The sequence below is a fragment of the Enterobacter sp. MGH 4 genome, assembly GCF_000534735.1.
Taxonomy (GTDB): domain Bacteria; phylum Pseudomonadota; class Gammaproteobacteria; order Enterobacterales; family Enterobacteriaceae; genus Enterobacter; species Enterobacter intestinihominis.
In genome coordinates this window covers 194700-218028 of record NZ_KI973295.1, presented here as the reverse complement: position 1 = coordinate 218028, position 23329 = coordinate 194700, and the positions used below count along the sequence as shown (strand labels likewise).

The following is a 23329-nucleotide window of genomic DNA, read 5'->3' as shown; positions in this document are numbered from 1 at the left end:
CTCACTGCCATTTACGGTGATACGCGCCGAGCGTGGTTTGCGTGCCTTCGGACATCGCGCCGAGCGTCTCCATCCAGGCCGCCTGCGGGGCGTAGTTTTGCGGGTCGGCCATGCAGCGGTCGATGGCCTGACGCCACACCTTCGCCACCTGGCTCACGTAGGCCGGGCTACGCTGGCGGCCTTCGATTTTCACCGAGGCAATGTTGGCGGCCAGCAGTTCCGGCAGCAGCTCCAGCGTGTTGAGGCTGGTGGGCTCCTCCAGCGCGTGGTAGCGCTCGCCGTCCACCAGATAGCGGCCTTTGCACAGTGTCGGGTAGCCCGCGTTTTCACCGTCCTGATAGCGGTCGATTAACACGTTATTCAGGCGCGACTCCAGTCCCTGCGGCGTTTGCTGCCAGCGAACGAAGCGGGCAGGCGAGCAGGCACCGACGGTGTTTGGCGATTCCCCGGTAAGATAGGAAGAAAGATAGCAGCGGCCTTCGGCCATGATGCACAGGCTGCCGAAGGCAAAAACCTCCAGCGGCACTGGCGTGACGCGCGCCAGTTGCTTAACCTGATGAATAGAGAGCACGCGCGGCAGCACCACGCGAGCCACGTCAAAGTGTCGATGATAAAAACGCACGGCCTCTTCATTGGTGGCCGATGCCTGAACAGAGACGTGGCGCTCAATATGCGGATAACGTTCTGCCGCATACTCAAGCATAGCGAGGTCGGCCAGGATCAACGCATCGGCGCCCAGCTGGGCCGCCATATCCACGGCGCGCTGCCAGCGGGCGTAGCCATCAGGATGGGCAAAGGTATTGATGGCGATGTGCAGTTTGCGCCGGTGCTGGTGAACGAAGTTAACGGCTTCCTGAAGCTTTTTCTCCGTAAAGTTAAGACCCGCAAAATGGCGGGCATTGGTATCATCTTTCAGCCCGATATAGACCGCATCGGCCCCATTTTCGATGGCCGCCTTAAGCGCCGGAAGGTTTCCGGCAGGGCAGAGCAGCTCCATAATTTATCCCGATGTTGTCGATCGCAGGGATCGTAAAAAATGTTAACGAGCTGGGATTTTAATTAACCCATACGCGACAATTTTTGATTTAAGGCAGCTAATGGCGTATTGATGGCACCAATAATGAGGTATACCGGACAACGGTTTGTTGATTTACGCCGCTATCTTCTTGTCGGGATATGGCAAAATAGCAGGACTATAGCTATCAGGGAGTAAAGCTCGTGCTGGATAAACTGCGTTCACGTCTCGTACAATTTGGCCCATCAATGCTGAGCGTGCCGGTAAAACTGGCGCCGTTCGCGCTTAAACGCCAGGTGCTGGAACAGGTACTGAGCTGGCAGTTCCGCCAGGCGCTACAGGACGGTGAGCTTGAGTTTCTGGAAGGCCGCTGGTTAAAGATTGAAGTACGCGATATCGGGTTGCGCTGGTTTACTTCCGTAGAGAACGATCGGCTTATCGTTCGTGAAACCGCCGAGGCGGATGTCAGCTTTAGCGCGGATGCCAGCGATCTGCTGATGATCGCCGCGCGCAAACAGGATCCGGACACCCTCTTCTTCCAGCGTCGTCTGGTGATTGAAGGCGACACGGAGCTCGGTCTGTACGTCAAAAATTTAATGGATGCCATTGAGCTGGAGCAGATGCCGAAAGCGCTGCGTATGATGTTGATGCAAATGGCAGATTTCGTTGAGGCCGGGCTAAAAACCCCGCCGGACAGTAAACACACTTCAGTAGGTGAACCATGCTGATTCGAGTCGAAATTGGGATTGATGCGCCGGGTATCGATGCGTTGTTACGCCGCTCTTTTGCAGGCGACGCCGAAGCTCAACTGGTTCACGATCTTCGCGAAGATGGCCTGATTACGCTGGGCCTGGTTGCCACCGACGATGAGGGGCAGGTGGTCGGCTACGTGGCGTTCAGTCCGGTGATTGTGCAGGGCGAAGAGTTACAGTGGGTCGGCATGGCGCCGCTGGCGGTGGATGAAAACTACCGTGGACAGGGCCTGGCACGCCAGCTGGTCTATGAAGGGCTGGATTCCCTGAATGAATTTGGCTATGCCGCTGTCGTCGTTCTGGGCGATCCGGCGTTCTACGAGCGTTTAGGCTTTGAGCCAGCGTCCAGATACGATCTGCGCTGCCACTGGCCAGGCACGGAAACATCTTTCCTGGTACATCCTCTGGCGGACGATTCGCTCGACGGCGTTACCGGTCTGGTGGAGTACCACGATCATTTCAATCGTTTTTAAGCAGGCTTTCGCGTAGCGCCTCGAAAGAGCCGTCCCCGTTGACGAGACGCTCTTTCTGGCGCTTCGTCAGCTGCTTGATGCGGTATTCCAGCCTGAGCGCCAGGGATCTGTCGCCCACGGCGGCTGAAAACGCCAGCTGAAGTTCACCTTTCCCCCGCAGTGCTTTCGCCCCTTTTCCCGTTTGATGTTGTAAAAAACGCCGTGCCACATCGGTAGTGATCCCGGTGTAGAGTGCGTTATCAGCGGTTCGGACAAGATAGAGAAACCAGCACACGGTAAACAGATTCAGTATGTTAAGGTGAACGCACCATAGCATGAGAGAGAGCGAAAATGGAAACACTGGCCGCCATTAACCGCTGGCTGGCAAAGCAGCATGTTGTGACCTGGTGCGTCTGTAAAGACGAGGAGATGTGGTGCGCAAATGCCTTTTATTACTACGATCCCGAGCGCGTGGCCTTTTACGTGATGAGCGAAGACAAAACGCGGCATGCGCAGATGACGGGCCAACAGGCAAAAGTGGCGGGCACGGTAAATGGTCAGCCTAAAACCGTTGCGCTGATCCGCGGGGTCCAGTTCAAAGGCGAAATTCGTCGCCTGGAAGGTGAGGAAAGCGACGCCCAGCGTAAACGCTATACGCGCCGCTTCCCGGTGGCCGCAGCGCTAAAAGCCCCGGTGTGGGAAATCCGCCTCGATGAGCTGAAATTTACCGACAACACCCTGGGCTTTGGCAAGAAGCTGCACTGGTTACGCACCGAGCAGGCGTAGCGCTTCGCGGTTAAACGCTGGAAGATCGTCCGGCGTACGGCTGGTGATCAGCTGATCGTTATCGTTCACCACTTCCTGATCGTAGAACTCGGCACCGGCGTTTTTCAGATCAATAACGATCGGTTTCACCGCGGTGAGCTTACGCCCGCGTACCACCTCGGCGCTGATCAGCAGCTGCGGGCCGTGGCAAATGGCAAACACCGGTTTACCGGTGCCGACGAAGTCACGGGTAAAGGTGACGAAACGCTCGTCCCCGCGCAGGGAATCCGGTGAATGGCCGCCCGGTAACAGCAGGGCGTCGAAATCCGACGGGCTGACGTTATCAATGGATTCGTCAATGGTCACGCTGGCTTCACCCTTGTGGCCCTTCACGGTTTTACCCGCTTCTTTTTCGATGGTGACCACCTCGTGGCCCGCCTTGCGGAATGCCTCTGCTGGCGACGTAAATTCTGAATCTTCAAACTCGTCGGTAATCAAGACTGCGATTTTTTTACCCATGCTTCCTCCGTTGTTTTCGCTTCAGACTGTTTTTTTCCCGTTTGTGGTAAATACTTACCGGTAACAGACTTTTAAGTGTGGTAGAGCAGGCCCAGATCGCAAACGGACAATTCTGTAAAGGGGACAAGATGAGTCAGGTACTGATTACCGGCGCAACCGGGCTGGTGGGTGGACATCTGCTGCGGCTGCTGATCCAGGATCGGCATATCAACTATATCGCCGCCCCGACGCGTCGCCCGCTGTTGGATATCACCGGCGTCTATAACCCGCACGATCCCCAGCTTACCGACGCGCTGGCGCAGGTGCAGGATCCCATTGATATCGCCTTTTGCTGCCTTGGCACCACCCGACGGGAAGCGGGCAGTAAGGAAGCCTTTGTCCATGCAGATTACACGCTGGTGGTAGATACCGCCCTGACGGCCAAAAAGCTGGGTGCAAAGCATTTCCTGGTGGTCAGCGCGCACGGCGCGAACGCAGGCTCGCCGTTTTTTTACAACCAGGTGAAGGGCAAAATGGAAGAGGCGTTAATCGCGCAGCAATGGGAGCGCCTGACCATCGTGCGGCCTTCCATGCTGATGGGCCACCGCGACGAACGGCGTTTTAACGAGTCTTTTTTCGCTCCGCTGTTTCGCATCCTGCCAGGTAACTGGAAGTCCATCGAGGCGCGGGATGTCGCGCAGGCGATGCTGAAAGAGGCACTGGCTCCGTCGCAAGAGGGGGTTAATATTATCCCTTCGGCAAAACTGCGTGAAATCGCGCAGGGCGAGGCGTAAACTTCCCCGGCTTATTAAATAACACCTTCCGGGGAATGGTATGACTGGTCAGTCTTCATCTCAGGCGGCAACACCTGTTCAGTGGTGGAAGCCCGCACTCTTCTTTCTCGTGGTCATCATTGGCCTCTGGTATGTGAAATGGCAGCCGTACTACGGTAAAGCCTTCACCGCCGCCGACACCCACAGCATCGGTAAATCGATTCTCGCGCAGGCCGATTCCAGCCCGCTTCGCGCGGCGTGGGATTACGCAATGGTCTATTTTCTTGCCGTCTGGAAAGCGGCGGTATTGGGCGTATTGCTGGGCTCGCTGATTCAGGTACTTATCCCGCGTAACTGGCTGATAAAAACCCTGGGACAACCGCGCTTGCAGGGCACGCTGCTGGGAACGATTTTCTCCCTGCCGGGCATGATGTGCTCCTGCTGCGCTGCACCGGTGGCGGCGGGTATGCGCCGACAGCGCGTGTCGATGGGCGGTGCGCTTGCCTTCTGGATGGGTAACCCCCTGCTGAACCCGGCAACGCTGGTGTTTATGGGCTTCGTTCTCGGCTGGCATTTCGCGTTTATCCGTCTGGCGGCTGGCCTGCTGACGGTGGTGCTTGTCGCTACGCTAGTGCAGCACCTGGTGAAAGACAACGAGGCCGGGCCTGCCTCCGTTGAGCTGGACCTCAGCGATCCGCAGGGCAGTTTCTTAGCTCGCTGGGGCAAAGCGCTGTGGCAGCTTTTCTGGAGCACAATCCCGGTCTATATCCTGGCCGTACTGGTGCTCGGGGCGGCGCGCGTCTGGCTGTTCCCGCATGCGGATGGCGCTATCGACAACACGCTGATGTGGGTGATTGCGATGGCGGTGGCCGGTTGCCTGTTTGTGATCCCAACCGCGGCGGAGATCCCGATTATTCAGACCATGATGATGGCTGGCATGGGTACCGCACCGGCGCTGGCGCTGCTCATCACGCTGCCGGCGGTGAGCCTGCCGTCGCTGATCATGCTGCGTAAGTCATTCCCGGCGAAAGCGCTGTGGCTGACGGCGGGGCTGGTGGCGTTGAGCGGAGTGATTGTGGGGAGTATGGCGCTGGTGTGAAAGAAAGCCCGGTGGCGCTGGCGCTTACCGGGCTTACAGTCAGGTGTGAATTACTTGATATAAGTAAAGGCGGTGGTGACGTGCTTCACGCCGCTCACCCGGCTGGCGATATCCGCCGCCGCTTTCCCTTCACGTTCTGTCACCAGGCCCAGCAGGAACACTTCGCCGTTCTCAGTGGTTACTTTCACGTTTGAGGATTTCACCTGGTCGGTACCCAGCAGCTGGGAACGCACTTTGGTGGTGATCCAGGTATCAGATGACGCGGTGCCGAGACCAATTGGCTGGCCCTGGCGGATCTCGTTAAACACTTCCGCCGTACCTTCTACGCCCATCGCGATCTGTTTGGCGCGCGAGGCGAGTTCAGGGGTTGGCGCCTGGCCTGCCAGCAGAACTTTGCCCTGATAAGCCGTCACGTTAATGCGTGCTTCCTTCTTGATCTGTTCGTCTTTCGACAGCGCACTGTTTACGCGCAGCTCAAGCGTACCGTCATCCACCTGCGTCCCAACGGTACGCGGATCGGTCGCTGCTTTGGTGCCGACCGCTGCGGTACCGACTACAGCGGCAGCGATGCATCCCTGAAGCAGTAATGCAGACATCACGACTGCAAGGGCCGATAAAACCTTCATGAGAACTCCTTAATCATCCTGGTGAGGGAAAAGCGTGTTATCGATCAGATCGCATAAGCAGTTCACCGTGAGCATATGCATCTCCTGGATGCGGGCGCTACGGTGCGAAGGAATGCGGATCTCCACATCCTGCGGCCCCAGCAGGCCAGCCAGCTCACCGCCGTCGTAACCGGTCAGGGCGACAATCGTCATGTCTCGGGTTACTGCCGCTTCAACCGCCTTAACGATATCCCGGCTGTTACCGCGCGTGGAGATCGCCAGCAACACGTCTCCGGCATGGCCTAAGGCGCGCACCTGCTTGGCGTAAATTTCGTCATGCAGACGATCGTTGGCAATCGCAGTTAAGACCACGTTATCGGTGTTTAGTGCAATGGCAGGTAAACTCGGTCGCTCGGTTTCGAAGCGATTGATCATGCTGGCAGCAAAATGCTGTGCGTTGGCGGCGGACGTGCCATTGCCACAACAGAGGATTTTGTTGCCGTTGAGCAGCGACTGAACCAGCGTCATCGCTGCACGCGAGATCGCGTCCGGAAGGGCTTCCGCCGCGGCAATCTGCGTTTGAATGCTTTCTGTGAAGCACACTTTAATTCGTTCGAGCACGGTATCCCTTTAAAATCTTATTTATGCGTCTTCGCCAAACGCGTTTTTAAGCCAGTCGATCGCATTTCCGGTGAAGGCTACCACATCGAAACGGCAATCCACAGTATCAAAACTCCCATTATGGCGGGCAAGCCACAAGTGGGCAGTCTGTAATAATTTTTGTTGTTTGGCGAGCGTCACGCTGGCGGCAGCACCGCCAAAACGGGACGACTGTCGGTAGCGTACTTCAACAAACACGATGGTTTGACCGTCTTTCATAATCAGGTCAATCTCGCCGCCGCGCCCGCGAACGTTGGCGGCGACAAAGCGCAGTCCTTTGCCTTCAAGCCAGCGGCGCGCTTTTAGCTCCCACGCGTCGCCGGTCTCTTTGCGGCTTAACTGGCCGGGATGATCTGCCCCTGCTGGTATTTGAGCCATGATAACTTCCTGTTAATCACACAATCCTGATCGGCGGTCAGATCGCCGGTATTCCCGTTAAGCTCAAAGCCCGGTACCTGGCGCATCTGGGTAAAGTGGTTTGCCAGCGCCCAGGCATCGACGCCCATCGCGTACAGACGCGCCAGGGAATAATCATTGCGCACCGCGCCCAGCGCCTGCTGCATCAACTGCGGGTTGCTGCCTGCCAGCATAGGGATCTCGCTGTATTGCAGTCCTTCCATTTCCAGACGGAAATCCGGGCCTGCGGTACCCTGTGCGCTGCGTGAGCTGGCGTAGAGCGTTGCGCCGCTCTGGCTGCCGTTACGCATGGCGATCATTGGTTTGATAAAGGCGATCTCTTCCGGCGTAGCGACGATGTACGCCGAATCCACTTTACCGCCGCCGCTGATTTGCGCGTCGGTAGGGGGGGCCGGGATCGTCAGACCGCCGATGGTGACGCTCTGCTGCTGCGGCAGACTGGCGGATACCGGGCTACCGTTGAGGGCAATACCTGCCCCGCCGTTCACGCCCGCTCTCAGTTCGGAAGCTGAGCCAAATTTCTGCTGCAACACCACGCCACCGCCAAGGGTCTGCCACTCTTGCGCAAAGGCGTTGGCAACGCGGTCGCCCAGCGTGCTGCGTGGGATCAGCAGCAGCGGCGCCTGCTTGCCCTGCTCGTGAATATGACGGGCCGCATCGCGGGCTTCATCCTCCGGAGAGAGGGCGAAGTAACAGATATTGGCGCGGTTCTGAACCTGCTCTGGCTGGTTCAGCGCAAGCACGTTCAGCGTGGTGTTGCTCTTCATCAGCGCTTCCACGTTGTTTTTCAACAGCGGGCCGACAACGATGCTGGCCCCGTCCTGCTGAACCTGCGCCAGCACCTGGTCAAGCGGCTGGGCGCTGGTGTCGTAGATTTTCAACTCTGCACCAGGGTTAGCGCTGGTGGTGGCCACAGCCTGCGGCTGGGCTGCTGGCTGCTGTTCCGGCTGCGCGGTTTGCGGCTGAGGTTGTTCTGCCGTCGCGGGCGCCGGGGTTTCAGCCGGGGCCTGTGTTGCCGCAGGCGCTGAGGTAGCGGGTTGCGTCGTTGGGGCGGTAACCGGATTCTGCATGGTGCCCTGTGCAGGGGTTTGCGCGGTGGTCAGGTCGCTGGTTTCGGCGGCTGACGGACTGACGACGTCATTCACATTCGCCGCCTGTGCTGCCTGCGCCGGAACGGCGCTGCCGGTGACGGCGGTAGTGCCGTTTTTCGCGGCTTCAAAACCTTGCTGAATGGCGCGGCCAAACACCGCTGCCTGGCCGTTTAACGGCAGCAGCAGGGCGATTTTGCTGGTGGAGGCGGGCTTAAAGTTTTGCACGTTCACCAGCTGCGTTGGCAGCATTTTTGCTCCCGGGTTTTGCGGGTAGCGCTTTTGCCAGTCGGTAATGCCGGCTTTCAGCATGTTCGGATCGCTGCGGTTGTTGAACCACATCTGTTGCAGATCCAGCCAGCCTTGCAGGACATTTTCATCGGCGTTGATCACCAGCGCTCTGGCCTGATCCTGGGTCATGGAGGCGAGTGCCTGCCAGGTTGCGTCAATATTTTTCTGCTTGTCCGCACCCGCGAGCAGAGGCTCCTGGGCAATCAGCGCGCGGAGAAGCGTCAGGGAGGGGCGACCCTGCTCAGCGGTGATACCGGCCTGCCAGAAACGGGCCTGCTGATTCTTATCCAGCGCGCTCAGTTCGATAGTGCCGAGGATCTTCTTCGCGCCGTCGAAATCTTTCTGCGCGACCTTCAGTTCTGCCGACAGCAGCGTCTGCTCATGGCGCTGATCGTCGTTAAGATCCTGCGGCAGCTGGCTGAACAGCTCGGCAGCCTGCTGGGTTTTTCCTTCCTTCAGCAGTGCACGAATGGCGAGTAATTGCCAGTTGATCCTGGTATCATTTGAACTCTGCGACATTTGTTGCAGATAAAAGCCAGAATCAGCCTGAGCGGATCCCTGCATATGAGCAGTGCTCTGGTCGGGTGCCTGGGTGCCGCAGCCGGTAAAGATCAGGGCTGCCAGCAGGAGGGGCACGCTGTGCGCGGCTTTTTTTCGAAGAAACGTTAACGGTACCATACTGTATCCAGTGATTTTTTTACGCAATGCTCAATATTAAATCGGCAATACGGACGAAACAATGAAACAACACGAAACGGCAGATAATTCTCAAGGCCAGCTTTATATTGTACCTACTCCTATCGGGAATTTGTCTGATATTACCCAACGTGCACTCACTGTATTGCAAGCTGTTGATTTAATTGCTGCTGAAGACACCCGTCATACCGGTTTACTGCTGCAGCACTTTGCCATTAACGCCCGTTTGTTTGCCCTGCACGATCACAATGAGCAACAAAAAGCCGAAACGCTGGTGGCGAAGCTGAAAGAAGGGCAGAACATCGCGCTGGTCTCCGATGCGGGTACGCCGCTTATCAACGATCCGGGTTACCATCTGGTGCGCACCTGCCGTGAAGCAGGGATCCGCGTTGTGCCGCTGCCGGGGCCGTGTGCTGCTATTGCCGCATTAAGTGCGGCGGGCCTGCCGTCCGATCGTTTCTGCTACGAAGGTTTCCTGCCTGCTAAATCCAAAGGCCGTCGCGACGTGTTAAAGGATCTGGAAGCAGAGCCGCGTACCCTGATTTTTTACGAATCAACCCACCGCCTGCTGGAAAGCCTGGACGATATGGTTACCGTCTGGGGCGAATCCCGCTACGTGGTGCTGGCGCGCGAGCTGACCAAAACCTGGGAAACCATTCACGGCGCGCCGGTTGGCGAACTGCTGGCGTGGGTGAAAGAGGATGAGAACCGCCGCAAGGGCGAAATGGTGCTGATTGTCGAAGGGCATAAAGCGCAGGAAGACGCCCTGCCTGCCGATGCGCTGCGTACGCTGACCCTGCTACAGGCTGAACTGCCCCTGAAAAAAGCGGCGGCGCTGGCGGCGGAGATCCACGGCGTGAAGAAAAATGCGCTGTATAAATATGCGCTGGAGCAGCAGGGGGAGTAAGCCCCTGCCGCCTGTTTTGCCGGGAGGCGGCTTCGCCTTACCCGGCCTACACCGTGTCAAAGCCTCACTATTTTCCCGGCATCGCCTCAAACACCAGCGTTTCCAGCGGTTGCAGCGTAATCACCACAGCGTTTTTATACTCCTCTGGTACGGTTGAATTACTGCCGTACACGGCTTTCAGGGTAAACTGCGAGCGCTCTCCTGCCGGGATCTCAAAATCTTTGGTTAAATCCAGGTAGTAACGTTGCGGCTTATCCGACGGGTTGCGTAAACCAAAAATCGCTTTGTCTTTACTCCATGAGGCCCAGCCGTAAACCTCAAGCGAAGTTGGGTCACCGCCAATCCAGTGCGTATCCACCAGCACGCTGGCATTCTCACGCGACCATTTCGCCGCCTGTGCCAGGGTGTCCCACTTCGCCTTGTTAAGCATGGACGGCGTGATGTACAGCTCCTGAAGTTGAGTTCCGGTCGCGAAGTAGCTCCAGACCTGATCGGCAAAATCACCGTCCGTTTGTACTTTCTCCAGTCCATAGTAAGCGTTCTCTGCACTGACGATCCCGTGGTACATCAGGGAGTTCAGCGGGAACAGCGGGCCTTTGCGTACGATGGAGCGATAAGTTTCGGCATCCCGGTAGGTCATCCACTGCTGCACTGGCGTGCCGGGACCGTACAGGTTGATATCATCGCCCTGACGCCAGATTGAATCAGCATAGAACAGCCAGGACGGGCTCGCGTCGGTCCCGGTGGTCAGGTTGATAAACAGGTTCGGGTTTGCGCTGCGCATGTTGTGCAGCAGGGCAATGGACGCGTCAAAATCCGATGCAAATGGGCTGCCCTTGATATGCGAATTGGCGTTACCCATTCCGTCGAGCTTGAACGAGGTAATGTGCTCGTTTTTGATCAGCTTAATGATCTGATCGTTAAAGTTTTTAAAGTAGTTCGGCCCCGACAGCGCCAGCTTGCCGTCTACGGTTTCGAAACCATACTCTTTTGCATGCGAGACGCGAATATCGCGCGGCTTGTTGTAACCGCCCCACGGTGAAAGCCACAGCCCAACCGAGCTATGCAGGCTATCGGCTTTTTCCCTGACTTTGCCAAAACCGTTGCTGAATGCCGGGCCAAACAGCCAGCGTCCGGTGCGATCGTCCCAGCCATCGTCCAGCAGGAACGCGTCCAGCGCCACCCCGCGTCCGGCAATAAATTCTTTATTCCATTCGTCCATCCGCCCAATGACATCCTGCTCGGAGTAAGGAGTAAAGAAGCCAATGTCCATCCAGCTGTTGTAGTGCAGATAAGGCTTATAAGGCCGCGGGCGCACGGCATCGATAAACTGGTTTACGCTGCGCCGCAGCTGATTAGTTTCCGGGAAAGTGCCGAACCAGGTGGTAAAACTGACCGGTGTCTCAGGCAGAATTGGCGTTTTCAGCTCCACGTTGAGGTTCGTGGTGGCTTCATAAGCGTAAGTATTCACAATCGGTTTGTCTGGCAGGATGAAGAACGAGTCGGCCACGATTGGCGAGCTGTTAATCGCCCCGTCAACGTAAGGTGCCTGAGACTGCTTCTTCGTCGGGAAGAAGGTCATTTTCGCTACGTCCCGCGGCTGCCCGACGGCGGCGATGGTGTAGCCGATGCTGGCGTATTTTCCCTTCACCAGGTTCAGTTTCACCGTTACGTTAAAATCCGGATGCGTAAAGTCGATGACTATCGCGTTGTCCTGCTTTTCGACGTGCTTGATTTTGAAATCAGCGGTGTGGATTTTTGTTTCATCCGGCAGTGTCAGAAAGAACAACTCCTGTGGCGTGAGCGGATGGTTAGCCTTGCTGTCCGTTACTACTACCGTTGCATTTGCATCATCAAACGAAAGGGCAATATTGTTGTTACTGAGCGCGTAGTTTGCTGCCGCCGCGCCATGAGAAACACAGAGAGCCAGCAGCGAGAGAGTGAGCCTTGTTTTCATCGGGGTAAGATCCTTATCAGTAATGCTTCAGCATTCGGTTGATGGACTGTTCCAGCCAGTAGCGCTGGGTGCCGAAGTTAATACGCAGGTAGTTTTCGCCGTTTTGTACGTAGTGGCTGCCATCTTCGATGACCACGCCAGCCTGTTTGGCGAAATGTTGGGTTAGCGCCGTCGCACTGCGATCGTCCGCACTGACGTCTATCCAGGCGAGATACGACGACTCCGGGTTCATCATCTTCCATGCAGGGAAGTAGGTCTGGATGGCATCCGCAAGGTAGCGGGCATTGCCGCGCAGATAACCATTCAGCGCGTCGAGCCATGGCAGACCTTGCTGATAGGCCAGAATAATCCCCCACACGCCGAAGATATTCGGCGAGGTAATGGAGTTCTTCTCCAACTGCTGGCGGAAACGCTGGCGCAGCGAATCGTCTGGAATCATTGAGTAGGATGTTTTTAGCCCGCCAAGGTTGAAGGCTTTATTGGGGGAGGTCAGCACAATCAGGTTGTCCTGGGCGGCACAGCCCGAAGTCAGACAGCTGACGAATGTACCGTCCAGAATGTGCTCGGCGTGAACCTCATCAACCACCAGAATCGTGCCGTAGCGCTTACAGAGATCGGACACCTGGCGTATCTCATCCGCGTGCCAGATTCGGCCCGAAGGGTTATGCGGCGAGCAGAAGAACCACAGTTTTGGACGGTGAGTTTTGAGCTGAACTTCAATCAAATTAAAATCCAGCTGATAGCGGTTTTCCTTCACGCTCAGCGGATTTGCAAGCACCTGCACGCCCTGTCGCTGTGTCGCCATCGCAAACGGGTCATACACCGGGGTGTTCATCATCACGCAGTCGCCGGGATTGCAGAACGCCTGAACCGTATAGTGCAGCGTAGAAACGGTGCCGTAGGTCAGGGTGATCCATGACTTATGCACCTCAACCTGATGACGGGTGCGCTGGAAGGCGATGACCGCATCGTAGAATTCGTCGAAGCACCAGGTGTAACCGAAGGTGCCATGCTCCACGATGCGCTGAAAGCCTTCAATCACGGCGGGTGGCGAGGTGAAATCCATGTCTGCTATCCACAGCGGGATAAATCCCTCCGGGACATCACCGAAACGCGAACACACAAACGCATGATCCCATTTACGGCATTTATCGCTTTTACGCTCAATGATTCTGTCGAAATTAAACACAACGACCCCCTGTTAAATTAAGGCTTCAATGCCGGATTTGACGCTCTGCACCTGCGGGCCGATGATCACCTGAACGCTGTGGGCATCAAGCACCACGACTGACAAGGCGCCAGCGGCCTTCAGCGCCTGCTGGTCGATAAGCCCCATATCTTTCACCACCAGACGTAAGCGGGTAATGCAGTTGTCGAGCGACTCAATATTCTCTTTACCGCCAAGCGCGCGAAGAATAAGCCCATGATCGTATTTTGATTTTCCACGTGCCCGGGTATTGGCTTCCACCGCCTGGAGCGCACCCTGCGCGTCAACCTCACGGCCTGGCGTTTTTATATCGTGCTTGAGGATGTACCAGCGGAAGACGAAGAAGTAGATAGCAAACCAGGCAATACCCACCGGGAACAGCAGATACCATTTGGTCGACATCCCCTGCATGACGCCGAAGATCAGCAGATCCAGAATACCGCCGTCAGTGTTGCCGATGGTGACGCCGAGCAGCGCCATCACCATCAGCGCCAGGCCAGACATAACGATATGAAACGCGTAAAGCACAGGGGCAATAAACAGGAACAGGAACTCAATCGGCTCTGAAATACCCGTGACAACTGAAACCAGCACGCCTGAAAGCAGCAGCCCTTTAATCACCGGACGGTTTTCCGGGCGCGCGGTGCGGTAGATAGCGTAAGCCACGGCAGGCAGGCCGAAGATAAAGGTCGGCATAAACCCTTGCGATAAAAATGCCGTAACGTGCGGGCTAAACGGCAGACCCGCTTTCAGCTCGGCGTAGAAAATGTTCAGCGCACCGGCCACTTCCTGGCCGTTAACCATCTCAATGCCGCCCGCCGGGGTGAAGCGCACCATCGCCAGCAGAATGTGATGCAGGCCAAAAGGTTTGAGTAGCAGCACGCCCACGCCATACAGGAACGGCCCAAAGACGCTGGTGCTCTGGATGATATGACCAATCCCGGCAATGCCCATTGCCACATATTCCCACAGCAGGGGGATGACCAGGCCGACCAGCGACAGGGTGAGGGCGGTAACAATCGGTACAAAACGAATGCCGCTAAAGAAGGCAAATGCGTCGTGCAGCACCGTGTCCTGGAAGCGTTCGTGCAGGAAGTAGGTGATCACCCCTACCACAATGCCGCCGAGCACGCCCATCTCCAGCGTTTGAATGCCAAGCACGATGGATTGTCCCACCTGTCTCATGGTGGCGGCATCCGCAAGCTGGTGGGTGGCGGTCAGGTAGTAGTTGATGCTCATGTTCATCAGCATGTAGCCAACGAATCCGGCAAAAGCGCCCACCGCTTTATTACGTCTGGCAAGGCCCATTGGGATCGCCATAGCAAACATCAGCGGCAGATAGGTAAAAGCAAAGCTGCCGACCATGGCGATAAAACCAAAGGTGAGCTGCGTTAACTCACCGCCCAGAAAGGGAAAACTTTTGATGGTGGAAGGGCTGGTGACAGAACTACCGATACCTAACAACAACCCCATAAAGGCCAATAGCGAAACCGGGAACATAAACGTCTTTCCCAGGCTCTGGAAAAACTCCCACGCTTTCGATTTAAACGACTTTTCCTGTGTCATGTAGGGACTCCTCGGATTTTTAGGATAATGGAAGGCGCTGTCCGGCTTAAGGACGCGCCTTCATATTTGCGAGGCTTATAGTTATTTTTTAGGTACTAACGTTATGCGCGATGGGTTCAGGCTTCAGCCGGAAGCAGCAGCCGGTTCGCCGAGCCGCAAACGGTGATTTTGCTTCTGACCACCTCTTTCATGGCATCCATGCCGACGCGCATGTAGAAGCGCGGATCGTTGCCCTGTGGGTTCTCGGCAAACCAGGCTTTGACTGCGTCAGAGAAGGCGATTTTCAGCTCTGTTGCGACGTTAACTTTGCAGACGCCCAGCTCAATGGTGCGGCGCACATCCTCATCCGGAACATCGCTCGCACCGTGCAGTACCAGCGGCACTGTCACTACCTCGCGGATCTCGGCCAGCCGCTGGAAGTCGATTTTTGGGCGTTTGGTATAGAGGCCGTGCGCGGTTCCGATGGCAACGGCGAGGCTGTCCACGCCTGTCAGTTCGACAAAGCGTTTTGCTTCCTGCGGGTCTGTCAGGAACGCGCTTTCGGCGTCGACGCTCATGTCATCTTCCACTCCACCCAGTCGGCCCAGTTCGGCCTCGACGCTACAGTCGTTGAGGTGACAGAAATCGACGACCGATTTCACCAGCTTGACGTTTTGTTCGAAGGGGTAATGGCTACCGTCGATCATTGCGCTACGTACGCCGGCATGGACTTTGCGGCGAATGTCATCCAGCGATTCGTGGTGATCGAGGTGTAGCGCCAGCGGCATGTCATAAGTAAGGGAATATGCGCTGCACAAGGCGTAGATCTCTTCCAGCGCAATATGTTTAAACGTCCCCGGCGTACCCGCGAGGATCACCGGGGATCGCATTTCGCTACAGACTTCGAGGATCGCCTGGATCGTCTCGGCGTTATGAATGTTAAAGGCCGGAACGGCATAGCCCTTTGCCTGTGCGTCCTGCAAAAGATATTTGGTGGAAATAATACTCATGAGCCTGTCCTCTTAAGCCTGCCACGGATGAATAACGACGCCCTGGACCACACGGTTAACCGTACCGCTGGCGGATGGCGTATCTGGCGTATTGCCAACGTGCAGAGACTGGGTCAGTGCGAAGACCTGGGCGTACATCAGGAAGCAGAACGCCTGCTCCATATCGTTAAATGAACGAGAAGGCGGCAGCAGGATATGCGGGCCAGCTTCAATGACCGGATCCGTTTCGGCTGCAATGGCTACTACCCGCATAGCCTGACGATCGCGACGTAGCTCGGCGAGCAGATCCAGATCGTACTGACGCGTGTACGGATGGCTGGAGACAAACACGACGACCAGCGTTTCGTTGTCCACCAGTGACTTAGGCCCGTGACGGAAACCCGTTGGCGAATCGTAGAATGCCGCCAGTTTGCCGGCGGTCAGCTCCAGCACTTTCAGCGCAGACTCCCGTGCGGCGCCCTGTAATCCACCGCTGCCCAGATAAACAATGCGTTTCCACGGTTCGTTACCAAAGACGCCGGGGCTGAAATCGCCAAGAGAAGTGAGGATCGCCTGACAGCGATCGGACACGTTCCGGAACGTTTTGCTGTTGATCGTTTCCGGTGCGAATACCGCCAGGCAGCTCGCCATCATGGTGGTGATGCTGCTTGTCATCGCGAACCCGCGATCGTGCGTTTCGGCTGGCATGAGCAGAGCGCAGGCGTTATCGCTGTCGACGGCATTCTGGTACAGGCTGCCCGCTTCATTACAGGTGATCGACAGGTGGTAGCACTCCGGTACGAACTGATTCGCTAGCTCAACGGCGGCGACGCTCTCCGGGCTATTGCCAGAACGGGCGAAAGAGACCAGAAGCAGCGGGTGCGCAGGGCTGAAATAATCCATCGGGTTGGTGACCAGATCGGTCGTAGGTATCGCGGTGATGTTTTTCCCCGTGTGGCTGGCAAGCCATGGCGCAATGATGTCGCCGATAAAAGCGGACGTACCCGCGCCGGTCAGAACGATCCGCAGATCGGGCTTGCGCAACAGTGGTGTCAGAAAACTGTCGATCGACGCGCGCAGGTTATCAATATTGTTGAGCGAGCGAAGCCAGCTGGCTGGCTGCTGGCGGATCTCTTTTTCGGTCCAGGTGCCGGTGGTGGCGGTAGTGGTTTGTGGCATAACTCAGTCCTTAGTCGTGTGAATTCCACATCAGACGCTGGCAAACGTGTCGCTATCTTTCGTTTCGTTTCACTTGTTCACTTTAGCAGTTAAATAAAATCTATAGAAAAGAAATCGAAAGTTCAATGGCGTAAAAGAAATAAAACGAAAAGTGTGATCGCGAAAGGAAAGGAGAAAATCAAGGAAAGGAAAAGAAAGGCCTTACGATCGTCTTCCGTAAGGCCAACAGGGCACACTGTGAAAGGGCTACAGGGAAAGAGCCTGACCCTGGATCCAAATCTGCCGGAGGTGTAAACCCGCATCCAGCGCAATAATATTGGCGCGTTTGCCAGGCGCTAACGATCCCAGCAAGTGATCCATACCGAGCAGACGGGCGGGATGCAGTGAAGCCATATGGATAGCTTGCTCTGGGGCGACCCCCGTATGCTCCACCATATTTCGCACGGCGGCATCCAGCGCGAGCGTGCTGCCCGCCAGCCCGCCTGAGGCCGTGCGGACAACGCCGCCCTGCATCTCGACACTTTCACCACACAACGTATAGCCCCCATCAGGCATACCCGCCGCCTGCATGGCATCGGTAATCAGCACCGTACGATCCTTCGCGCAGCAACAACACAGCCGCATGGCTCCAGGATGAACGTGATGCCCGTCGGCAATAAGCTCCAGCCACGCACGTGGGTCCGTAAGGCCAGCGCCAACCATGCCGGGCTCCCGGTGGTGTAACCCCGTCATGCCGTTGTAGCAGTGCACCAGCCCGGCTGCGCCTGCATCAAATGCGGCCAGGGTTTGCGCGTATGTAGCGGCGCTGTGGCCCAGCATGACGCGTATCCCTTTTTGCTTGAGGTCATGGATCGCCTTCAGGGCTTCCGCTTTTTCCGGCGCAAGCGCCACTACCCGCAGCGTGTTCTGCGAAACCGCAATCAGATCATCAAGTTCCGCGAGATCCAGTTCGCGAAACAGTTCTTGCGGATGTGCCCCTTTGTTCTGCGGCGTAAAGTAGGGGCCTTCCAGATAGCTGCCCAGGACCTGCGCACCGGGGCCACCGACATGACAGCGTCGGGCAATGCGCCGTAACGCGCCATGGATCGCCTCCAGCGGAGCGGTGACGGTGGTAGGCAGAAACGCCCCCACGCCTTCACGCGCTTTATGCATGGCTAACCGGTCCAGTACGTCGGGGGCATCATCCATCACATCCACACCCGCGCCGCCGTGGACGTGGATATCAATGTATGCCGGGCAAAGCAGGTCTGCCTCGCGGGTGTTAACCCCTGCCGGAATCGGCTCGATGGCGGTGATGACGCCTCTATCCATGCGCAGCTGATAGTCATCCAGCCAGCCCTGCCCGGTAAGCAGACGACGCGCGCGCAGCAGCTGGCTCATATCCCTTCCTCGGCGGGCGCTTCCTCGCGACAGCGTGCAAGCTCATCCACCAGGCTGGTCAGGCCGCGATGGCCGCACTCCAGCGCCTGCAAACGAAATGCTTCACTGCTTAACCCGTCGCGCTCCAGAACCATCTCCAGCAAAAGCTGGAGATTGGTGCCGGTGATCACTTCGCTGCCGGGGTGTTGCATCGCGAGGGTAGAGGCCACACGAAACGGCGTACCGCCGAGAAGATCGGTGAGAAACACGATATCGTGCTCTGCATCCAAATCATTCACTGCCTGCTCAAGCTGCGCGGTCAGCCGCGCAGTGGTGGAGCTTTCCGGAAAATCGATGGCGATAAACTGCGGCTGTTCGCCGAGGATTTGCTTCATCGCCTGTTCCAGCCCGCTGGCAAAACCGCCATGACCCGTCAAAATAATGCCTAACATCGCAACCTCTTTGCTTTTACAGGAAGTGACAGAATTTACCGACAACGCCCAGCACCACGGTGATGCCAATCAGGCGCAGCGGGCTCCAGCCACGGCGTACCAGCCAGAACATGGTCAGGGTGTAGACCAGCGGCAGAAAGGCGGGCATCAGTTTGTCGATCACGTCGGTTTGCAGTTTGACGACCGCATCCCCGGCTTTAATCTCGAGTGTGGTATTCAGGCGCACATAGGTTGCCACCAGTGCACCAATCACCGTCATCCCGACAATGGACGCAGCATGACCAACCTTTTTGGTGTTGGCCTTGATCAGCGGGATCGCGGCGACACCCATCCGGTAGGCATAGTGCGCCAGACCAAAACGCAGGCCGAGATGCACCACGTTAAACAGCACGATAAAGACCACGGCGCCAAGAATGGATCCCTGTAGCGCCAGGCTGGCGCCAATCCCCCCGCAAATAGGCAGCAGGGTTAGCCAGAACATGGCGTCACCAATGCCACCGGGCGGTGCACCGACGGCAATTTTAGTGCTCTGGATGCTGTTCACATCCTGCTTGGAACGCTCCATTGCCAGAATAATGCCGATGACGAAGGTCACCAGGAACGGGTGGGTGTTAAAGAAGCCCATATGGCCTTTCATGGCGCGCGCCAGGTCCCGCTTATTGGTGTGGATCTTTTTCAGCGCGGGCAGTAGCCCATACAGCCAGCCGGAGGCCTGCATTCGCTCGTAGTTGAACGAGGCCTGTAGCAGCATGGAACGCCAGGCGACACGGTTAATATCCTTTTTCGTTAGCTCAGCGCCAATACTCTGGTCTTCGTAGACGTTTTCATTCACGCCGGTCAGCAGCGTCTTTTCACTTTCAGACACGCCCGGCAGGGTGGTTGGATTAGATGCCATCTTCAAATTCCTCTTTCTGGGCCGCAGGCGCCGTCGGTTCAGGCGATTTGCGCAGCAGGTCGATCAGCGCCATCGCCAGCGCAGCCGCGGCAATCGCCAGCACCGGCAGTTTCAGCCAGGCCGCGGCGACAAAGCCGATAATGAAGTAAGGGATGTAGACGTTTTTCATCATGATCTTCAGCAGCACGGCGAAGCCGATCGCTGGCATGATGCCGCCCGCGACGCCCAGACCGTCGATCAGACGTTCCGGCAGGACATCAATGGCGGTTTTCGCGTGTTCAGCCCCGAAGTAGATGGGCAGAAACGCACACAGGAAGTAGAAGACGCCGAGCGCCAGCAGTGCCAGATAGTTGACCCGTTCAATACCACGGGTGTCTGCGTTAGCCGCCATGCGATCGCAGCGGGACATCACGCCGGACATCACCGAGAAGAGGAAAGTGATCCCCATCTGAACCGCCACGGCAAACGGCACGGCGACCCCAACGGCGACATCCGGCTTCACGCCTGTGGTAATGGCAAATGTGGTGCCAACGATGGTGCCGATAATCACGTTTGGCGGCTGCGCGCCCGCCAGCGGCGCGAGACCCATCCAGACCAGTTCTAACGTACCGCCGGTCAGAATTCCGGTGTGCAGATCGCCCAGAATCAGGCCAACCAGTGGCCCGAGCACCACCGGACGGTGCATGTGTGTTAAGCCGTTAAACATATCCAGGCCCGCGATAAAGGCGAGAAGCCCCAGCGCGAAAGCCTGCAACAGACTGATTTCCATTGTGAATCCCTCAGAGCAGTTTAAAGAGATCCAAAGCAGTCTCTGTTGGAACGCCCTGAACGAAGCATTCCACTCCGGCCGCCTTCAGGCCGTTAAACGCGGCGATATCGTTCGCGTCTACAGATACCGTTTTGGCAATTTGCTGTTTGCCACTGGCGTAATGCATATTTCCGACGTTGATACGGGTGATGGGCACGCCGCCCTCGACCAGCGTTAAAAAATCAGCCGGTGTTTTACAGACCAGCAGAATTTTCTGCCGATCGGCGGCGCGATGAATGTTGTCGATCACTTTTTGCAGGGACCAGAAACGCACGGCGATGCCTTCCGCAAGCACCATCTCCATCAGGTTTTGCTGAACCGGATCGTCTGCAACCTCGTCATTTGCCACCAGCACCAGGTTCGCCCCCGCAAACCCCACCCACTGTACACCCACCTGACCGTGGATAAGGCGTTCATCAATGCGGCATAAGACAATGTTTGGCATAGCGTTTTCCTCTTTTTAATTATGCGTGTTGAGTCGTTACGCCTTCGCAGGCGGCATGGTACTGCTGGAGTATGTCCTGAATGTGGTCGAGAATGAGCTCCCGTGGTATGGACCTGAGAGCACCCTCGCGAACTTTGCTGTACTGCAACGGCAGATACTGGCTGATCAGCGGCAGCGGGATCGGTTCATCCGCCAGGTTGCGTACCAGTCGCTCAAAAGCCTCGTCAATCTGGCTGTCTGGCCAGTAATAGCGCACGCGGTCGGAATAGCTGTAACCGCGGGCCAGGCGACGGGCATTGCCGTCGCCGTGATAGTGGCTTTGCCAGTATTCCGGGCGATCGAGCATCACGTTTTCCAGGACGTGACGCAGTCCTGAGCAGGCTTTTGCCGGCAAAAGCTCTTCTTCAATTGCAGCCAGGGAGAACAGCGCTTCGCGCAGCGCGAAGGTTAGCGCAGGGCCGACTTTCAGAATGGCGAAGTGATCTTTCACCAACTGGCGCAGCGCCTGCGGCGTCTGGTAATCGGTAGAGTGTGCTTCAAATACGAGCGTGTCGTAGGCTTCAACCATCTTGCTCAGTGCGACGGCTTTATGCGGTTGATAGTCACAAACATGCGCATGGTCGAACTCAACGCCAGGCTGAACCACCAGGCCAATTATGCGCGGCCAGATGTCGCTTAACCCTTCCTTCTCGAATGCGTGGCGGTGTGCCTCAAGCGTGGCACGTGCCGCCTCTGGTGTGGTGACCTCAAGCTCGGTCAGCGTTTCGTGTGCCCCACCGGGAACCGGAACTTCCGTGCCGATAACGTAGACCAGATCCGCTACGCCAAATTGCTCGATACAGGTGGTTTCGGCAATTTTAGCCAGCCGAGCGGCACGCCCGGCAACGATTGCATCGGTTAAAGGAACCGGATCGTCTTCGCAGGACATGCTGCAATCGAGGTGAATTTTTTTAAATCCGGCCGCCACGTAGCTTCTGATCAGATCGTCGGCGTTCGCCATCGCCTGCAAAGCTGGCAGGTTTTGCCAGCGGTTTGGACCTAAATGATCGCCGCCAAGGATCAGCTGTGAGGTGGGGAAACCAAGAGATCCCGCCAGATTGCAGACAAACCCATAAAAATCGGCGGGCGTCATACCGGTATAGCCGCCAAACTGATCCACCTGGTTTGAGGTGGCTTCAATCAGCAGAGGCGTCTGTTGTGAATGGGCGTAACGAATTGCAGCTTCAAGTACCAATGGATGTGCGGAACAGACGGCGTAAATCCCGTTTGTATTCCCCCGTTTATGTTGTTCCACCATTTCTGTCAGATGTTTCACTTTCCTCTCCATTTCGGATGGTGTTGGTATTCATCTTTCGTTTTGTTTCATTTGATACTGCATTATGGTGGGGTAAAAATAAAACGAAAGATAATAGTTTTCCGATCTGTTTCACAAAAGAAACATAATGAAAGGTTTCAGCGGCGGTTAAGCTTGCGTCTGCTCACCATACAGGGCTTGCATTCCCTCAAAAGAAAGGCGTTAATAAGCAAAAAGAAATGAAACGAAAGTTAATTTACTAAGGAGCTCGTATGAGCAGCACCGATTCATCCGCAGAGAAGCGCATCACCGGCACCAGTGAAAGGCGAGAGCAGATCATTCAGCGGTTGCGGGCGCAGGGAAGCGTGCAGGTTAACGATCTTTCTCTTTTATACGGCGTGTCGACGGTGACGATCCGTAACGATCTGGCCTTTCTGGAAAAGCAGGGGATTGCCGTTCGCGCTTACGGCGGCGCGCTGATTTGCGAAGGCAATGCCCCCGGCGTGGAGCCGTCCGTTGAGGACAAAAGTTCCCTTAATACGGCTGTGAAGCGCAGCATCGCGCAGGCGGCGGCTGAACTGGTGAAGCCGGGTCATCGCATTATTCTGGACTCCGGCACCACAACCTTTGAAATTGCCCGCATGCTGCGCCAGCATACCGATGTCATTGCCATGACCAACGGGATGAACGTGGCAAACGCGCTGCTGGAAGCGGAGGGAGTGGAGCTGCTGATGACCGGCGGGCACTTGCGCCGTCAGTCGCAGTCCTTCTATGGTGACCAGGCGGAGCAGTCCTTACAGAATTACCATTTTGACCTGCTGTTCCTGGGCGTCGATGCCATCGATCTCGATCGGGGGGTGAGTACGCACAACGAGGATGAAGCCCGTCTGAACCGGAAAATGTGCGAGGTGGCGGAGCGTATTATCGTTGTCACTGATTCCAGCAAGTTTAACCGTTCAAGCCTGCATAAAATCATTGATACTCAGCGGATCGACATGATTATCGTTGATGAAGGTATTCCGGCGGAAAGCCTGGAAGGGTTACGCAAAAGCGGGATCGATGTGGTGCTGGTCTAAAGAGGCTTTTCCCCTCACCCTAACCCTCTCCCCATAGGGGAGAGGGGACTGCTCGTTGCGGTTTTTTTACCCTCTCCCCGGTGGGGAGAGGACAGGGTGAGGGGC

25 protein-coding genes are annotated in these 23329 nt (G+C 56.6%); 7 read left to right on the top strand and 18 right to left on the bottom strand.

The features are described from left to right. Position 1 precedes the first annotated feature (1 nt). Positions 2 to 997, bottom strand: coding sequence for a ubiquinone anaerobic biosynthesis protein UbiU (locus L350_RS05060; protein ID WP_022649510.1), 996 nt, complete (start codon positions 995 to 997; stop codon positions 2 to 4). Positions 998 to 1218: 221 nt separating this feature from the next. On the opposite strand from L350_RS05060, the gene L350_RS05065 reads away from it, so the two are divergent. Together L350_RS05065 and L350_RS05070 are read left to right on the top strand one after the other, a co-directional pair. Beyond that, positions 1219 to 1743, top strand: a complete 525-nt coding sequence (locus tag L350_RS05065) for a ubiquinone anaerobic biosynthesis accessory factor UbiT (RefSeq protein WP_003861771.1) — start codon at positions 1219 to 1221, stop codon at positions 1741 to 1743. Beyond that, entirely contained in the window at positions 1737 to 2240 is a 504-nt protein-coding gene (locus tag L350_RS05070) for a GNAT family N-acetyltransferase (protein WP_022649509.1), read from the top strand. Before L350_RS05065 ends, L350_RS05070 begins: the two co-directional genes overlap by 7 nt. Here L350_RS05070 and L350_RS05075 read toward each other — a convergent pair. Then, positions 2227 to 2556, bottom strand: coding sequence for a GIY-YIG nuclease family protein (locus L350_RS05075; RefSeq protein WP_003861768.1), 330 nt, complete (start codon positions 2554 to 2556; stop codon positions 2227 to 2229). The genes L350_RS05070 and L350_RS05075 overlap by 14 nt on opposite strands. 14 nt (positions 2557 to 2570) lie before the next feature. On the opposite strand from L350_RS05075, the gene L350_RS05080 reads away from it, so the two are divergent. Further along, positions 2571 to 3005, top strand: a complete 435-nt coding sequence (locus tag L350_RS05080; RefSeq protein ID WP_022649508.1) for a YhbP family protein — start codon at positions 2571 to 2573, stop codon at positions 3003 to 3005. Here the strand turns inward: L350_RS05080 and L350_RS05085 are convergent. Continuing rightward, on the bottom strand, positions 2985 to 3503 hold the full coding sequence (locus L350_RS05085) for a type 1 glutamine amidotransferase domain-containing protein (RefSeq protein ID WP_015571965.1): 519 nt from the start codon (positions 3501 to 3503) through the stop codon (positions 2985 to 2987). The two genes, L350_RS05080 and L350_RS05085, sit on opposite strands and share 21 nt — an antisense overlap. A 128-nt stretch (positions 3504 to 3631) precedes the next feature. Here L350_RS05085 and L350_RS05090 point away from each other — a divergent pair, with 128 nt between their 5' ends. Further along, on the top strand, positions 3632 to 4276 hold the full coding sequence (locus L350_RS05090) for an NAD(P)H-binding protein (RefSeq protein ID WP_022649507.1): 645 nt from the start codon (positions 3632 to 3634) through the stop codon (positions 4274 to 4276). A gap of 40 nt (positions 4277 to 4316) precedes the next feature. Next, on the top strand, positions 4317 to 5354 hold the full coding sequence (locus L350_RS05095; RefSeq protein ID WP_023307055.1) for a permease: 1038 nt from the start codon (positions 4317 to 4319) through the stop codon (positions 5352 to 5354). A gap of 50 nt (positions 5355 to 5404) precedes the next feature. Here the strand turns inward: L350_RS05095 and dolP are convergent, their stop codons facing one another. Genes dolP through L350_RS05115 form a run of 4 tightly spaced genes read right to left on the bottom strand, consistent with a single transcriptional unit; the run spans position 5405 to position 9093 of the window. Then, entirely contained in the window at positions 5405 to 5980 is a 576-nt protein-coding gene (gene dolP / locus L350_RS05100; protein ID WP_022649505.1) for a division/outer membrane stress-associated lipid-binding lipoprotein, read from the bottom strand. 9 nt (positions 5981 to 5989) lie between these two features. Continuing rightward, on the bottom strand, positions 5990 to 6580 hold the full coding sequence (gene diaA / locus L350_RS05105) for a DnaA initiator-associating protein DiaA (protein WP_003861754.1): 591 nt from the start codon (positions 6578 to 6580) through the stop codon (positions 5990 to 5992). A 21-nt stretch (positions 6581 to 6601) separates the two neighbouring features. Next, on the bottom strand, positions 6602 to 6997 hold the full coding sequence (locus tag L350_RS05110; RefSeq protein ID WP_032626410.1) for a YraN family protein: 396 nt from the start codon (positions 6995 to 6997) through the stop codon (positions 6602 to 6604). Further along, positions 6955 to 9093, bottom strand: coding sequence for a penicillin-binding protein activator (locus L350_RS05115; RefSeq protein ID WP_032626408.1), 2139 nt, complete (start codon positions 9091 to 9093; stop codon positions 6955 to 6957). The genes L350_RS05110 and L350_RS05115 overlap by 43 nt, the downstream gene beginning before the upstream one ends. 61 nt (positions 9094 to 9154) lie before the next feature. Here L350_RS05115 and rsmI point away from each other — a divergent pair, with 61 nt between their 5' ends. Then, positions 9155 to 10018, top strand: a complete 864-nt coding sequence (gene rsmI, locus L350_RS05120; protein WP_032626405.1) for a 16S rRNA (cytidine(1402)-2'-O)-methyltransferase — start codon at positions 9155 to 9157, stop codon at positions 10016 to 10018. Between the two features lie 67 nt (positions 10019 to 10085). Here rsmI and L350_RS05125 read toward each other — a convergent pair whose 3' ends face one another. From L350_RS05125 to kbaZ, 11 genes are all read right to left on the bottom strand, one after another. Continuing rightward, positions 10086 to 11975: an alpha-galactosidase gene (locus L350_RS05125; RefSeq protein ID WP_032626403.1), complete on the bottom strand. Its 1890-nt coding sequence runs from the start codon at positions 11973 to 11975 to the stop codon at positions 10086 to 10088. 16 nt (positions 11976 to 11991) lie between these two features. Continuing rightward, positions 11992 to 13164, bottom strand: coding sequence for a MalY/PatB family protein (locus L350_RS05130; protein WP_032626401.1), 1173 nt, complete (start codon positions 13162 to 13164; stop codon positions 11992 to 11994). 12 nt (positions 13165 to 13176) lie between these two features. Beyond that, complete coding sequence (gene malX / locus L350_RS05135; RefSeq protein ID WP_032626399.1) at positions 13177 to 14748, bottom strand: maltose/glucose-specific PTS transporter subunit IIBC; 1572 nt, start codon at positions 14746 to 14748, stop codon at positions 13177 to 13179. A gap of 116 nt (positions 14749 to 14864) precedes the next feature. Further along, the gene (gene kbaY, locus L350_RS05140; RefSeq protein WP_003861740.1) at positions 14865 to 15737 is read right to left on the bottom strand and encodes a tagatose-bisphosphate aldolase subunit KbaY; all 873 of its coding nucleotides are present in this window, start codon (positions 15735 to 15737) and stop codon (positions 14865 to 14867) included. A 12-nt stretch (positions 15738 to 15749) separates the two neighbouring features. Beyond that, positions 15750 to 16895: an SIS domain-containing protein gene (locus L350_RS05145; RefSeq protein ID WP_032626396.1), complete on the bottom strand. Its 1146-nt coding sequence runs from the start codon at positions 16893 to 16895 to the stop codon at positions 15750 to 15752. Positions 16896 to 17141: 246 nt separating this feature from the next. Further along, positions 17142 to 18275 (bottom strand): N-acetylglucosamine-6-phosphate deacetylase, encoded by a 1134-nt coding sequence (gene nagA, locus L350_RS05150; RefSeq protein ID WP_032626394.1) that lies wholly within the window; start codon positions 18273 to 18275, stop codon positions 17142 to 17144. Further along, positions 18272 to 18706 carry a PTS galactosamine/N-acetylgalactosamine transporter subunit IIA gene (agaF, locus tag L350_RS05155; protein WP_032626392.1) on the bottom strand — a complete coding sequence of 145 codons (435 nt, stop codon included), beginning with the start codon at positions 18704 to 18706 and terminating at the stop codon, positions 18272 to 18274. Before agaF ends, nagA begins: the two co-directional genes overlap by 4 nt. Positions 18707 to 18722: 16 nt before the next feature. Next, a complete protein-coding gene (agaE, locus tag L350_RS05160; RefSeq protein ID WP_032626390.1) occupies positions 18723 to 19601 on the bottom strand; it encodes a PTS N-acetylgalactosamine transporter subunit IID in 879 nt (292 codons plus the stop codon). Next, positions 19591 to 20370 (bottom strand): PTS N-acetylgalactosamine transporter subunit IIC, encoded by a 780-nt coding sequence (gene agaW / locus L350_RS05165; protein ID WP_003861730.1) that lies wholly within the window; start codon positions 20368 to 20370, stop codon positions 19591 to 19593. The genes agaE and agaW overlap by 11 nt, the downstream gene beginning before the upstream one ends. A gap of 10 nt (positions 20371 to 20380) precedes the next feature. Beyond that, positions 20381 to 20854, bottom strand: coding sequence for a PTS N-acetylgalactosamine transporter subunit IIB (gene agaV / locus L350_RS05170; protein WP_003861728.1), 474 nt, complete (start codon positions 20852 to 20854; stop codon positions 20381 to 20383). A 19-nt stretch (positions 20855 to 20873) separates the two neighbouring features. Further along, positions 20874 to 22181, bottom strand: coding sequence for a tagatose-bisphosphate aldolase subunit KbaZ (gene kbaZ / locus L350_RS05175; protein WP_032626388.1), 1308 nt, complete (start codon positions 22179 to 22181; stop codon positions 20874 to 20876). A gap of 239 nt (positions 22182 to 22420) precedes the next feature. On the opposite strand from kbaZ, the gene L350_RS05180 reads away from it, so the two are divergent. Then, the gene (locus L350_RS05180; protein ID WP_015571958.1) at positions 22421 to 23224 is read left to right on the top strand and encodes a DeoR family transcriptional regulator; all 804 of its coding nucleotides are present in this window, start codon (positions 22421 to 22423) and stop codon (positions 23222 to 23224) included. Positions 23225 to 23329: the final 105 nt, after the last annotated feature.

What these genes read in the sequence shown, in the direction of transcription:
- L350_RS05060 (WP_022649510.1), bottom strand. Translation starts at nt 997, where the DNA reads ATGGAGCTGCTCTGCCCTGCCGGAAACCTTCCGGCGCTTAAGGCGGCC.
- L350_RS05070 (WP_022649509.1), top strand. Translation starts at nt 1,737, where the DNA reads ATGCTGATTCGAGTCGAAATTGGGATTGATGCGCCGGGTATCGATGCG.
- L350_RS05075 (WP_003861768.1), bottom strand. Translation starts at nt 2,556, where the DNA reads ATGCTATGGTGCGTTCACCTTAACATACTGAATCTGTTTACCGTGTGC.
- L350_RS05080 (WP_022649508.1), top strand. Translation starts at nt 2,571, where the DNA reads ATGGAAACACTGGCCGCCATTAACCGCTGGCTGGCAAAGCAGCATGTT.
- L350_RS05085 (WP_015571965.1), bottom strand. Translation starts at nt 3,503, where the DNA reads ATGGGTAAAAAAATCGCAGTCTTGATTACCGACGAGTTTGAAGATTCA.
- L350_RS05090 (WP_022649507.1), top strand. Translation starts at nt 3,632, where the DNA reads ATGAGTCAGGTACTGATTACCGGCGCAACCGGGCTGGTGGGTGGACAT.
- L350_RS05095 (WP_023307055.1), top strand. Translation starts at nt 4,317, where the DNA reads ATGACTGGTCAGTCTTCATCTCAGGCGGCAACACCTGTTCAGTGGTGG.
- dolP (WP_022649505.1), bottom strand. Translation starts at nt 5,980, where the DNA reads ATGAAGGTTTTATCGGCCCTTGCAGTCGTGATGTCTGCATTACTGCTT.
- L350_RS05110 (WP_032626410.1), bottom strand. Translation starts at nt 6,997, where the DNA reads ATGGCTCAAATACCAGCAGGGGCAGATCATCCCGGCCAGTTAAGCCGC.
- L350_RS05115 (WP_032626408.1), bottom strand. Translation starts at nt 9,093, where the DNA reads ATGGTACCGTTAACGTTTCTTCGAAAAAAAGCCGCGCACAGCGTGCCC.
- rsmI (WP_032626405.1), top strand. Translation starts at nt 9,155, where the DNA reads ATGAAACAACACGAAACGGCAGATAATTCTCAAGGCCAGCTTTATATT.
- L350_RS05125 (WP_032626403.1), bottom strand. Translation starts at nt 11,975, where the DNA reads ATGAAAACAAGGCTCACTCTCTCGCTGCTGGCTCTCTGTGTTTCTCAT.
- malX (WP_032626399.1), bottom strand. Translation starts at nt 14,748, where the DNA reads ATGACACAGGAAAAGTCGTTTAAATCGAAAGCGTGGGAGTTTTTCCAG.
- kbaY (WP_003861740.1), bottom strand. Translation starts at nt 15,737, where the DNA reads ATGAGTATTATTTCCACCAAATATCTTTTGCAGGACGCACAGGCAAAG.
- L350_RS05145 (WP_032626396.1), bottom strand. Translation starts at nt 16,895, where the DNA reads ATGCCACAAACCACTACCGCCACCACCGGCACCTGGACCGAAAAAGAG.
- nagA (WP_032626394.1), bottom strand. Translation starts at nt 18,275, where the DNA reads ATGAGCCAGCTGCTGCGCGCGCGTCGTCTGCTTACCGGGCAGGGCTGG.
- agaF (WP_032626392.1), bottom strand. Translation starts at nt 18,706, where the DNA reads ATGTTAGGCATTATTTTGACGGGTCATGGCGGTTTTGCCAGCGGGCTG.
- agaE (WP_032626390.1), bottom strand. Translation starts at nt 19,601, where the DNA reads ATGGCATCTAATCCAACCACCCTGCCGGGCGTGTCTGAAAGTGAAAAG.
- agaW (WP_003861730.1), bottom strand. Translation starts at nt 20,370, where the DNA reads ATGGAAATCAGTCTGTTGCAGGCTTTCGCGCTGGGGCTTCTCGCCTTT.
- agaV (WP_003861728.1), bottom strand. Translation starts at nt 20,854, where the DNA reads ATGCCAAACATTGTCTTATGCCGCATTGATGAACGCCTTATCCACGGT.
- kbaZ (WP_032626388.1), bottom strand. Translation starts at nt 22,181, where the DNA reads ATGGAGAGGAAAGTGAAACATCTGACAGAAATGGTGGAACAACATAAA.
- L350_RS05180 (WP_015571958.1), top strand. Translation starts at nt 22,421, where the DNA reads ATGAGCAGCACCGATTCATCCGCAGAGAAGCGCATCACCGGCACCAGT.